General features: G+C 39.6%; 9 protein-coding genes. All 9 read left to right on the top strand.

What is annotated here, in order from left to right; all coding sequences use genetic code 11:
* Positions 1-328: 328 nt before the first annotated feature.
* Positions 329-1,288, top strand: coding sequence for a sugar-binding transcriptional regulator (locus D0469_RS17940; RefSeq protein ID WP_117328106.1), 960 nt, complete (start codon positions 329-331; stop codon positions 1,286-1,288).
* A 3-nt stretch (positions 1,289-1,291) separates the two neighbouring features.
* Positions 1,292-2,221 carry a sugar ABC transporter substrate-binding protein gene (locus D0469_RS17935; RefSeq protein WP_117328105.1) on the top strand — a complete coding sequence of 310 codons (930 nt, stop codon included), beginning with the start codon at positions 1,292-1,294 and terminating at the stop codon, positions 2,219-2,221.
* A 24-nt stretch (positions 2,222-2,245) separates the two neighbouring features.
* Entirely contained in the window at positions 2,246-3,757 is a 1,512-nt protein-coding gene (locus tag D0469_RS17930) for a sugar ABC transporter ATP-binding protein (RefSeq protein WP_117328104.1), read from the top strand.
* Positions 3,754-4,734: an ABC transporter permease gene (locus D0469_RS17925; protein ID WP_117328103.1), complete on the top strand. Its 981-nt coding sequence runs from the start codon at positions 3,754-3,756 to the stop codon at positions 4,732-4,734. The genes D0469_RS17930 and D0469_RS17925 overlap by 4 nt, the downstream gene beginning before the upstream one ends.
* Entirely contained in the window at positions 4,734-5,525 is a 792-nt protein-coding gene (gene trpA, locus D0469_RS17920; protein ID WP_117328102.1) for a tryptophan synthase subunit alpha, read from the top strand. Before D0469_RS17925 ends, trpA begins: the two co-directional genes overlap by 1 nt.
* A gap of 3 nt (positions 5,526-5,528) precedes the next feature.
* Positions 5,529-7,004 (top strand): xylulokinase, encoded by a 1,476-nt coding sequence (locus D0469_RS17915; protein ID WP_117328101.1) that lies wholly within the window; start codon positions 5,529-5,531, stop codon positions 7,002-7,004.
* Between the two features lie 563 nt (positions 7,005-7,567).
* A complete protein-coding gene (locus D0469_RS17910; protein WP_117328100.1) occupies positions 7,568-9,661 on the top strand; it encodes a hydantoinase/oxoprolinase family protein in 2,094 nt (697 codons plus the stop codon).
* On the top strand, positions 9,651-11,606 hold the full coding sequence (locus tag D0469_RS17905) for a hydantoinase B/oxoprolinase family protein (RefSeq protein WP_117328099.1): 1,956 nt from the start codon (positions 9,651-9,653) through the stop codon (positions 11,604-11,606). Before D0469_RS17910 ends, D0469_RS17905 begins: the two co-directional genes overlap by 11 nt.
* A 150-nt stretch (positions 11,607-11,756) precedes the next feature.
* On the top strand, positions 11,757-12,857 hold the full coding sequence (locus D0469_RS17900) for a C45 family autoproteolytic acyltransferase/hydolase (RefSeq protein ID WP_117328098.1): 1,101 nt from the start codon (positions 11,757-11,759) through the stop codon (positions 12,855-12,857).
* Positions 12,858-12,966: the final 109 nt, after the last annotated feature.

Genomic DNA, 12,966 nt, shown 5'->3' with positions numbered 1-12,966 from the left:
GCAATAAAACACCACAACTGGGCTAATAAACAGGATGGGCTCAGGATTGACCCATTGATTAAATACTAGAAAAATATATTTTAACTCAGAACAAAATTATGTTGTGGACATCTGCGTTTTTCTCCAAAGTCAATATACGGTACTAAAATCTTTTTATCGTTTCTAAACAGATTAATAGATATATTATATCAATATAATTATTATAATATTCAGAATTTTAATTGACACTAACTTACATAAAGAGTAAATTTATATCATGTTTTGAACATTATTTCAGCAATGAAAATTTGTGCGTTTAAAAAATACGTTAACTCGAAAGGAGACTTCATTGGTACAAGAAAAATTAAGGCTCATGGTAAAGGTCTGCCAGCTTTACTATCAGCAAGGGTTAAATCAGCAAACGATTGCTGCTAGGTACGGAATTTCCAGATCACAGGTTAGCAGGATGATTACAACTGCAAAGTCAGAAGGGCTAGTCGAAGTTAAGATTCGTAATCCATATAGTGATGAGTCGACTTTGGAGAAAAAGTTGCTACATAGATTTAATATTCGAGATGCAATAATTGTAGATACATCAGAGGCTGATAGTGGTTCAGCTGATATTTTACTTGCGCAGGCAGGTGCTGCTTTCCTTGAAAGCGTTTTTAAGGATGATGATGTTGTTGGAGTTATGGCAGGAAAATCCATTGCTGCTTTAGCCAGAGAGATTAAGGATCCCCAAAAGAGCAATCTGCAATTTGTACCTATTGTGGGCAGCTGGGGTGCTGAAGGATTGGAAGGGCATGCAAATACGAATGCGGCATTAATGGCAAAAAATACAAAGGGAAGCTATTGGCTTCTAAATGCACCTGCAGTGGTTAGTTCAGTAGAAACAAAAACGGTATTAATTCACGAGCCCGAAATAGAAAAAGTAATGGAATTATCACGACAAGCCAATAAAGCTATTATTGGCATAGGCGAGATTTCAAAAGAAGCTACATATGTAAAATCGGCCAACATGAACTCGGCAGATTTTTCGTTACTTACAATTGAAGGAGCTGTGGGAAGGATCTGTACCTCATTTATCAATGAAAGAGGAGAAGAAATAGGCACTGCTTTTTCACCAAGGATGATTGGTATCCAGGCGGAGGAGTTAAAGAAAATTCCACAAGTAATCGCTGTAGCAAGAGGAAAAGTAAAAGTAAATGCAATACATGCTGCATTAACTGGCGGTTGGGTTGATGTTCTAATTACGGACATAAAGACAGCTATAAGCGTATTAGAAAAAGAAGAAATCAGGGGGAAATAAAACGTGAGAAAAATCTTATCGATTATTTTTTGTTTACTATTAATAGGTTCTGTTGCAGCTTGTTCTCAAAGTACGGGGAGTGGAGAGAAAAAAGAGGAAGAAAAGAAGATTGCGATTCTAACACCTTTCTTATCCTCTGTTACAACAAAACAAATGGTAGATGAATTGGAGAAAGGAGCAAAAGCTAAGGGCTGGACACCAAATGTAGTTGACACAAACGGTGATGTGGGTGCGTTGGCATCAAGAATGGAAGATGTTATTTCCTCTAGTGTTGATGCCATTATAATCGTGAGTACAGATCCTAATCAGCTTAAATCACAAATCCAGCAAGCAAAGGAAAAAGGTATACCGGTCTTTGGCTGTGATGCCAGTTATATTGAGGGAATGACATTAAATGCAACAAGTGATAATGCTGAAATGTCAAAAATGATTACGGAGTTTTTGTTTGAACAAATGGGACACAAAGGAAATCTGATCGTACTCACACACAGGCCTCATCCAGGTGTATTAAAAAGGACACAGGTATTAGATGAAATGTTAAAAGAGCATCCGGAAATCAAGGTGGTTACTGAACAGGAAATAAAAGTACCGGGTCCAATTGAAAATGCGCGTCAACAAATGGAAAATCTTCTTTTATCCAATAAAGCGGACGATTCTATTACAGCGGTTTGGGCCGGCTGGGATGAACCTGCGATAGGGGCCGCTCAAGCCATTCAGGCTGCCAAGAGGGAGAATATCATTGTAACTGGAATCGATGGAAACAGCCAGGCAGTAGAAATGATTAATAGTGGTTCACCGGTTAAGGCAACTATTAAGCAAAATTTTACAGGTATGGCAGAAATCGTAATTAAGCAGATGGGTTCCGTGTTTAATGGTGAAGAAGTGGAAAGCACTGAAATGTATGCTCCTGCAGACATAATCGAAGCAAAGTAATCATCCACAGAAGGTGGCATAAGGATGAATCTATTAACGATAGAAAAACTGACTAAACAATTCGGGGGGAATACCGCCCTAAATTCAATCGATTTAGTGATACGGCCTGGAGAAATTCATTCATTGATCGGTGAAAACGGTGCAGGAAAATCAACTCTCATTAAAATGATAACAGGGGTCTATCAACCTTCCAGCGGGAACATAGCATGGGAAGGACAGACTGTCCAGATAAATAGTCCAAAGGAAGCTCAGAATCTCGGAATCAATGTTATTCACCAGGATCGGCAGCTAGTATCCTATTTTACCGGATTAGAAAATTTATTCCTGAATCACCCCTATCCAAAGAAGAAAGCATGGTTTGGGATTGACTGGAAAGCTATGAAAAGAGAAGCACAAACCCTGCAGGAAAAATGGGGGATGAATCTTCCCCTTCACCTTCCTGTATCTGCTTTTGCACCAGCTGAGAGAACTTTATTGGAAATCTTAAGAACGATGATGTCCGAATCAAAGCTGTTAATATTGGATGAACCTACTGCCTCACTCACTGATAAGGAGTCCGAACTCCTTTTTTCTTTTATTGAAAGACTTAAGCTGCAAGGAGTAGCTATTATCTATATATCCCACCGGTTAGAAGAAGTTATTCGTTTATCTGATAGGGTAACGGTACTGACTGGCGGAAAGCTTACGGCCACTCTTGAACAAGAACAACTATCAAAAGAGCTGCTGATTAGCAAAATGACTGGCGGGCAAGAGATTGAGAGAAAAAAACAGCCGCAAACAAATCGTAAAAATAATGAAGCTTTGCTAAAGGTGCGGAATTTGCGGACAAAAGATCAAACTGTCTCTAATGTTAGTTTTCATCTTAAAAAAGGAGAGATTCTTGGCGTATACGGGTTGGCAGGCTCTGGTAGAACGGAGTGCATGGAAGCGATATATGGCCTAAGAAAGCTAGAGTCTGGAACCATTTGGTATCAAAATCAGGAAATCACTAATGCCAGTCCTCAGAAATCCCTCGGAAATGGAATGGTTTTGATTCCGGAAAACAGGCATGGAGATGCTTTGATTATGAAGAATACCATCAGGGAAAATATGACCCTGCCTATCTTGAAAAGTGTGACTAAGCACGGTATCGTTCAAAGGAATATTGAAATAACTAAGGTACAAGAGGAAATGAAACGATTTCAGTTAAAAGCAATCCATGAGGACCAGCCAGTGTCCGAGCTAAGCGGGGGTAACCAGCAAAAAGTAGTGTTTGCAAAAGGATTGCTATCTAATCCTGATATCTACCTATGCGATGAACCGACTCAGGCAGTGGATGTCATGACGCGTTTAGAAATTCATTTATTTTTGAAAGACCAGGCTTTACAAGGTAAAGGGATAATCTATGTATCATCCGATTTGCATGAGATTTTAGAAGTCAGTGATCGAGTCGTGGTTTTTAGTGAAGGAAAGACAGTGGCTGAACTAGACAATGCCGAGTTACAGCCAAACGATATCCTCGACATTTGCTACCGGCTTCAAAAGGAGGCGTTATGAAATTGAATATCAATACAACTACCCAGCCAGCGAAGAGGGTGTTCTTTAGCAAAAATATGTTCAGTTCTTACGGCACCATTATCGCAGGAATTGGGATTATCCTTATTTTTAGCCTATTAAGCCCGGCATCTTTTGCGACGTTGGATAATTTCATTAATATCACACGTCAAATCTCATTCCTGGTTATTATCGCTATCGGTGCCACCATTGTTATGTCAGTGAATGAATTTGACTTATCGATTGGAGCGATGGCCAGTTTGGGAGGAGTCATCGCTGCGAAAATGGCAGCTTCCGGACTGCCGCTTATTTTATGTTTATTAGTCCCTATTGTGACTGGATTAGGGATTGGATTCATAACTGGTAGTATCATCTCTAAATTTAAAGTATTATCATTTGTCACCACACTCGCGATGGGAACGATTCTGGGCGGTTTTACATTTTGGTTCACTGGTGGATCGACTATTTTTGAAAACATTCCGGACAGCTTTAAATATATCGGAACGACCAATGCTGCGGGCATCCCTCTTTTATCACTCATTATGCTGGTCTTAGTGTTTGTATTTTGGTTTGTGATGTCTCAGATGTCCCTTGGCAGAAGATTCTATGCAATCGGCGGAAATGAGAAAGCTTCCCAGGTTTCTGGAATAAACATAGCCATGTATAAAAATATTGCCTTTGCCCTTTCGGGGATGCTTGCTGCGTTAACAGGCGCCCTGCTCGCCTCCAGGCTAGGTTCTGCCCACCCGACTGGCGGTGATGGATTTTTCCTGAATGCGTATGCAGCAGTCTTCTTAGGGATGACGGTTATCAAAAGCGGGGTTCCAAACATAATGGGAACATTATTTGGTGCGGCCATCATCGGGATTATGGCCAACGGTCTTACGATCCTGGAAATCCCTACTTTCATGCAAAATGTAATCACTGGATCCATCATCATTGCTGCTTTAATTATCCAAAAGTTAGGTCGTGATTCCTAGTGAGCGGTGCCCAACGGACCTTTTTATATAAAGTGAAACAGCAGCAAGAAAGGTTTATAACCGGGTATTTTGTAGCAGGGGACCCGAGTGTCGAGAGCTCGATTCAGATTATTACAGAATCTGTCCGGGCGGGGTTGGATGCAATCGAGATAGGCTTTCCCAGCAGTAATCCCTATCTTGAAGGAGATGTCATTAAGCGGGCACATGCCAGGACCTACAGTGCTTTTTGTCAGGATGAGCAATATAGTATTCATTTTCTAGAGACTTTACGAAAAGAAATTGACGTTCCTATTTGGATTATGGGATATTACGCAGATTTAATTCGTACTAATTTTTATAAAAAGCTTGCATCAAGTGGGTGCATGGATGGGTTTGTTATTCCTGATCTTAACCCGGAAGAAGGAATCACGCTAAAGGCAGAATTGACCAGAAATGAAATTTCTGTAATTCCGGTCGTGAATTATAGAATGCCTGATGCCGAGCTGAAATTAGCTGTGAAAGATACAAATATTGTATACTGCCAGATATACAAAGGTATAACAGGTGAGGAGATTAAAGACCTTGGCTCTCTGCCATCATTTTACCGGAAAATACGGAATCTTACAGACGCTGTACTAATGGCCGGCTTTGGAGTGAAAAATCAGGAGCTGGCTAAGGAAGTGATCAAAAGTGGATTCGATGGTGTTGTGGTAGGCAGTGAGATTGTCAGCACTGTTGAAACAAACGAGATTGATAAATTGATGGTTTTTGTTAAGCAGCTTTCTAAAGTCAAAGGAGGAAAGGTGGGATAGGCGGTGGAATTGATCGCTTCCTTTGATATAGGTACAACAGCAGTAAAAGCCATTTTAATTAATAACCAAGCCGAGATTTATGGAAAGTACTCATATGAAATCAATACTATACATGGTGATAATGGTGCAGTGGAACAAAGCCCCGAGGATTGGTGGGAAGCCATTAAATACATAGCCAATAAATGGTGGGAGAAGGAAGCCATTGACGCATCGGATATAAAAATGATTACTTTTAGCGGGCAAATGGAGGATGTTATTCCGATACTTGAGTCTGGAAAGAAGACTAATGCGATTTTGTACTCGGATACCCGGGCGGAAGCGGAAGCAGAGTCGATCAATGAAGAATTTCCCGATTTGTCGATAATAACAGGGAACGCAATAGCTGCTTCCACACCATTGGCAAAGCTTTTATGGATGAAAAAAAATCAAAAAGAAAAATACCAATTAACAAATTGCTTTGTGTTTAGTGCAAAAGATTATATCATTTATCAATTAACAGGAACTTTCGCAACAGACCCTGTCACCGGAGCAACAACTGGTATGATGGATATAAAAAGCAGAGATTGGTCTAATAGTATATTGGAATCAATCGGCATTGAACCGAAGATGATGCCGAACATAAATGAACCTGCAGAAATGGTCGGTATTATTAACAGGGAAGCTGCAGCCGAGACGGGATTCTTGGAAAACACACCAGTTTTGTGCGGATGCGGAGATGCCGGTGCCAGTACAATGGGTGCAGGTGCAATTAGAGAAGGAGACAGTTATCTATACTTAGGAACAACAGGATGGGTCGCCATACCATTAAGGGACGATTCACCAAAACAGAACGGCATCTTCACGTTGGCGCATCTGCCACAGAAAATAAATATTTCTATTGCTCCACTATTAAATGTCGGGAATGTCTATCGATGGGCCGCACGAACTTTCATTGATCAGGATAAAAAGAATCTTTACCAGGCGTTCGAGGAATCTGTCCAAAACTCCACTCCAGGTTCAAATGGATTGCTATTTCTCCCTTATCTCCATGGGGAAAGATGCCCAGTAAATGACTCTGAAGCAAAAGGGACATTTTGGGGAGTCAGCCCCGCAACGAGTCGAAGTGACTTTTCGCGAGCTGTCGTAGAGGGCATTTGCTTCTCATTTAGACAGATTCTTGAACTGCAAATAAAAGAGGCTGAAGGGACCATTACCTTAATAGGCGGCGGAGCAAAAAGTGCCTCATGGTGCCAATGTATCGCAGACATTCTCGGACGTCCAGTACGGATTCCGCATGAAAGTGAATTCCTGCCCTCCTTAGGAGCTGCATCAGCAGCATTTCTTCAACAGGGGTGGGTTGAAAGCTACGAGGAATTTGTGGAAAGAGTTATAAAAGCGATTCCCGCAACTGTTTTCTTTCCAAACCTCGGATATAAGGAAATATACGATTCAGCATATGAGAAGTACCTGAAATTGTACCCCAGTTTAAAGGGATTTTAATAAACGTGCTCTGCCTCCGCCGCTTTACCACATGGAGGTAGCAACTCTACCTTATGGGTATATTATATTGAAGCACGAACATTCGTAATATTGTCAAAATATAAAACGAGAAGAAGTAGTCATTCCATTTAAACGGAATGACTACTTTATTTATCCATTCCAACTTTGGTGCGAAATTTCCATTATTCGAAATTGAAAACAATAAAAAACGAAAAGCAACTCAAGCCAAGTGAGTTGCTTTTCGTTTATAAAGCTCAGTTAACTTTCGATTTACCTTTTTGTTTTAGATCTTAAACTTTGACCATATTTTCTTGTAAACTCTCTGCCACTTTAGAAAACACAGAGGTTGATTCAGATATCATCAAAGAAGCGTCGAAACAGACTAGAACAGTGGCAGCTTTTTATTCCTAGATTATGTTCATAAACACACTTAAATTTATACTATTATGAATATTAAAAATTTTTATACTTATTAATTTACAATCCAGAACAAGCATGTGATAATATTATTGGATTTAATACGTTAGCATTGAATCCATAATTTATATTTGGGGAGGAAAAGTATGTCTTGGAGAATTGGCATTGATATCGGTGGTACGTTTACAGATGTAGTAGCATTTAATGAGGAAACAGGCAGTAGGAAAGCATTAAAAGTACGATCAACTCCAAAAAATCCGTCTGAGAGTTTTTTAAACGGAATTGAATCATTAGGTGACATGGGGATTGATTCCTCCAACATTTCAATGGTTATGCATGGGACAACTGTGGCAACCAATGCGATTCTCGAAAGCAAGTATAGTGAAATGGGTTTAATTGTAACTGATGGTTACAGAGAAATGTTAGAATGTGCAAGACAAACTGTTCCGGGGGATTTTGGTGATATTGTAACTTGGATAAAACCACCGCGTGTTGTTCCACTAGACCTGGTACGGGAAATCCCTGGCCGCTTAGACTATAAAGGTGAAGAAATACGGCCATTAGACGAAGAGGCTGTAAGAAAAGTGGCTAGAGAATTTAAACAAATGGGTATTGAAGCAATTGCCGTGTCTTTGATAAATTCTTATAGAAATCCTTCTCAGGAAGAAAGGGTTCGAGAGATAGTAAAAGAAGAGCACCCAACATGCTACGTTTCCATTTCTACTGATGTCATAAGAGAATACCGTGAATATGAGAGAACAGTAAGTACCTGTTTAAATACCGGTCTTATGCCGTCACTTTCAAGCTATGTAGAAAAATTAACAGATCAACTTGAAAATACAAGAAATAAAACTCGTTTTTATATTATGCAGTCCAGCGGAGGATTAACTGACAGTGAAACTATTAAACGGCAGCCAATTAGTGCGGTGTTGTCCGGACCTGCCGCCGGAGTAGTTTCAGCTGCTGCTCTCGCAAAATCAAGTAAATATTCAAATTTAATTACATTGGATATGGGCGGAACCAGTACCGACATTTGTCTTATTGAAAATGGCGAACCAAAGATGCTTACTGAGGGACAGATTGATGTTTACAACATTAAAACGCCAATGGTAGACATGACAACAGTTGGTGCTGGTGGTGGATCGATAGCATGGTTGACAGCCGGGAATAGTTTAAAAGTGGGTCCAGAAAGTGCTGGATCAGATCCGGGACCTGCTTGTTATGGTTTTGGCGGTGTTCAGCCTACAATTACCGATGCGCACCTAGTTTTAGGCCGTATTCCAACTTCATTAGCAGACGGAAACGTTATGCTGAATCCTGAGGCTGCCAGAAAGGTGATAGCGGAAAATATTGCTATACCACTTAACTTAAGTGTAGAAGAAGCTGCTGAAGGAATTATCCAGATAGGGACCGAGAATATAGCACGCGGCATCAATTTGGTTTCCATTTCTCGGGGCCAGGATCCTAGGATGTATGCACTCTATCCGTTTGGTGGTGCCGGTGGACTACATGCATGCCGGTCAGCCGATGTATTAAAAATTAAGAGGGTTATTGTTCCATTACTTCCCGGTTTGACTTCAGCTGAAGGCTTGTTATTAACAGATATTAGAGCAGATGAAGTAATTACTGATGTTCAACGGGAAGATAACCTGGATATAGAAAAACTTCAATCTGAATTTAAAATAGTGAGTGAAAAATCTAAAAAATACTTAAACAACGAAGGATTTGCTAACGAGAATGTAAAAATTCAACTCTTTATGGATTTCCGCTATTGGGGGCAAGCTTTTGAATTGAGGGTACCTGTAGATCTTCCTGCAAACGCACAGATTTCCGAAGAAATCATTAGGGATACAATCAAAAAGTTTCATAGTTCTCACCTAGAACGTTATGGATATTCATATGAAAACAAAGAACTGGTTGAAGTAGTTAATATCGGAGCAACAGGGATCGGCCTTTTAAACCGCTTGCAACAGAACAACTATAATACCAGCTCTCGGAATCTTGAAGATGCTTTAGTTGGAAAAAACAACATGTACGTAACAACTAAAGGCAAATCTGGATACTACCCTGTTCCGGTGTATGACCGATATAAAATACCTATTAACCAACCTTTTAAAGGGCCAGCAATTATAAAACAATTTGACTCCACATTTGTTATGGAGCCTGAATGGACAGCATATGTTGACAGTCTAGGTTATATCATTTGCGAAAAGGATGGAGGTAATGAAGATGGCAATTGATATGAATAAATATGAAGACAGGGAACACTATGATCCGTTTCGTTTTAGAGAATGGCCAAGAAACGATGAACATTGGCAAAGAATCCAAGAAAGAAAAAAGCAATTGGATACTTTAACTGTAGATATTATTGAAGGAGCACTTGAATGGGCTATCGATGAAGGAGAAGCAGTAGTTGAAAGAATGGCAAGAGGTTCTATCATACGCGAGCAGCACGATTATAGAGCTTCCTTTAATACAGTCGATTGCAACAGTGTGACTCACGTTTCTTGGGCAGCAACAGCTGATCCAATTAGAAACTGTTATGAACTTGAGGATATCCGCCCGGGTGATGTTTTTATATATAACGATGTATATGCTTCTCTAGGAACTATTGGCCACCTTCCTGATTATTGTGCTGTCATTCCAGTGTTTAGTGATGGACGAATAATTGGTTTTTCTCAAATTTTTGGGCATTGTACTGATGTAGGTGGCCGTGTAGTGGGAAGCTGGCCGTTGTCATCAACAAGTATCTTTGAAGACGGTACAATGTGTCCGCCAATAAAACTTTATGACCAAGGAAAATTAAACGAAGAAGCTTATCGCATAATTTTAAGAAACAGCCGTTTTCCGGATGAATTGCGTGGAGATATTGACGCATTTATCAGTTGTGCAAGACTTATTGAGCGTCAGGTGCTTGAATTGTGTGAAAGATATGATACGGATACAGTTGAAGCTGCTTTTTATGAAATAATGGACAGGTGTGAGAAAACGGTACTGGAGAAGGCGCTCCCGCAGATTCCTGATGGTGAATTTGTTGGAGAAGATTTTATTGAAAATGACGGGGTAGATCGCGATAAGCCTGTTAAAATTAAATTAACGATACGCAAAGATTCTGAACGAATGATTGTGGATTTTGAAGGGACAGATCCACAAACAAAAGGCCCTGTAAACTGGCCAATGGACGGCAGACACTTTTCTAAATGGCTTGGTGCATTTATAAAAGGGTATGCTCCAGGATTAGTTATTAACGATGGTTTTACAAATGCATTTAAATGTATGCTTCCCCCAAAGACTGTTTTGTCTGCAAGGTTCCCAGCACCTAGTTCTGACAGAATGACCTCTATGTTAATCATGATTAACGCTTTCACTGCAGCAATGGCTAAAGCAACAAAAGGTAATGCAGTAGCCGCTATGCAAAACATCCAACTTTATGCAATCTTTGGAGAAACAGATAAAGGAGAGCCTTTTTTGTACCGGGAAATCTTTGGTGCCGGCTCGGGTGCAAGACCTTATGAAGATGGAACTGATATGGTTGATTTAGTTCCGAACTCAAGGAATTTACCTGCTGAATTTATTGAACAACGATACCCAATTATCGTAGAGCGAGTAGGAGCATTCATTGATTCAGGTGGTCCTGGCAAATACAGAGGTGGACTAGGCTACTTAAAAGATATACGTACATTGGTTGACGGAACATTTTCTCCTGTAGCCTATCGAACTGAATTTGCCTGCTTCGGTGTGAACGGTGGAAAATCAGGAAAGCCAGGTGTTTGCTGGATCAATCCTGGAACTCCGCAGGAAAAAAAGATAATTCATAGTCATGAAGCTGTTCCTGTTAAAGCAGGAGATATTATTCGCATCACAACTCCAGGTGGAGGAGGATGGGGAGATCCTCTCGAAAGGGATCCTGAAAGAGTACGACTTGATGTTCAACGGTGCATTGTCTCTATTGAGAGTGCAAAAGATGATTACGGAGTTGTCTTACAAAAAGTTGATAATCCACGTCGAGTTTATGAAGTTAATGAATCTGCTACAAAACAACAAAGAGAAGAAATAAGTAGAAATCGCGAGCCTTTAAAGCTGATTGATCGTGGTGAGCGGGTAAATCAATTAATTAAGGAAGGTAAAATTTCCGTGTCTGATTTTGACATGCCTGCATACGTTTATGAAAACGCTTCATTATGATCTGGTTTTATCAAGTAATAAGGTATCACATCACCATTAAATTCGATAAAGAGACTTATAAATAAAACACTATTAAGCCTGGAGGTCATGGTTACATGAACCATGACTTTAGGTTTTTTAAAGTTATAAAGAAATTGGAGGTGATTTTCAGTGAAAGAAGCAACTCCTTTTCTTCACTTGAAAGTCAAAGGTTCAGATCCTTTTGAAAGAGGAATGTTTATCGGTGAAAAGGCTTCGGATCAGATAAATGGCAATATTAAGATCTATAAAAGAATATTTATGGATTATGCAAACGCTGATTGGGACACTGTCCGAAACAAGGCACTTTTTTTTCAAGAACCTATTCAGAATTACGCCCCAGAATTGATTGAAGAATTGAAAGGAATGGCAGCGGGATCTGGTTTAGATCTAACGGATTTAATAGCCCTGAACGTCAGAACGGAAGTTATGTTTGGTTTATCTAAAAAGATACACGCTGAATGTACTTCTTTTGCTGTGTCAAAAAATAAAACTATAAATGGGCATATTCTCATTGGTCAAAATTGGGACTGGAAAACGGACATCCAGAAAAATACCATTATAATGGAAATAGAACAGGAGTCATTACCTTCCATCTTAACGATATCAGAGGCAGGTCACTTAGGTAAAATAGGTTTCAATTCGGCAGGGATTGGATTATGTACTAATCTACTTGTCAGTTCTTTAGACAAAGGGGAAGTAGGGGTTCCATTTCATATTATACTTAGAAAAATTCTTAATTCCCGTACTTTGAATGAAGCTGTTAGGGCGGTAACTCTTCCTTATAGGTCTTCATCTGCTAACTTTCTTATAGCGGATGATAAGGGAACCATTTTGAACTTAGAAGCTGGGTCAGGAGGACCAGAAAATGTTTACTACCTTGGTCTTGATGATGGAGTCTTGGGTCATTCTAACAATTTTTTAGTGGAGACCCAGTTTGAAGATAAAACCCTTGAAATATTACCTGACTCTCCGAATAGAGCATGCAATATAACCAGTGTATTATCAAAATCTGCTAACGTTAGCATAGAAAATATTCAAGAAGCTTTAAGGAACCATGATAACTTTCCCAACTCTATCTGTCGTCATAAGGAGTCTATAGGTGAGATTCAAACACTTGCATCTATTATTATAGACTTAACTGATAAGAGCTTAACAATATCTTCGGGTCCACCTTGTAAAAATTCATACTCAAAAGTATACCCTCACTTTTTTAATAACGTACTTATTTAGAGAGAAACAAAAAACCACCTCACATATGATTTTGAGGTGGTTTATTCATGTGCTGATTTTAAGTGTATTTGTCAATATTAATTTGAGCCAGCGTGATCACTTCAAAAGT

The organism is Peribacillus saganii (genome assembly GCF_003429095.1).
GTDB classification, from domain to species: Bacteria; Bacillota; Bacilli; order Bacillales; family DSM-1321; genus Peribacillus; species Peribacillus saganii.
The sequence above is the reverse complement of the archived record's forward strand: the minus strand, read 5'-3'. Positions and strand labels throughout refer to the sequence as shown.

Coding starts and splice junctions, on each gene's coding strand:
- D0469_RS17905 (WP_117328099.1), top strand. CDS start 9,651: ATGGCAATTGATATGAATAAATATGAAGACAGGGAACACTATGATCCG.
- D0469_RS17910 (WP_117328100.1), top strand. CDS start 7,568: ATGTCTTGGAGAATTGGCATTGATATCGGTGGTACGTTTACAGATGTA.
- D0469_RS17925 (WP_117328103.1), top strand. CDS start 3,754: ATGAAATTGAATATCAATACAACTACCCAGCCAGCGAAGAGGGTGTTC.
- D0469_RS17930 (WP_117328104.1), top strand. CDS start 2,246: ATGAATCTATTAACGATAGAAAAACTGACTAAACAATTCGGGGGGAAT.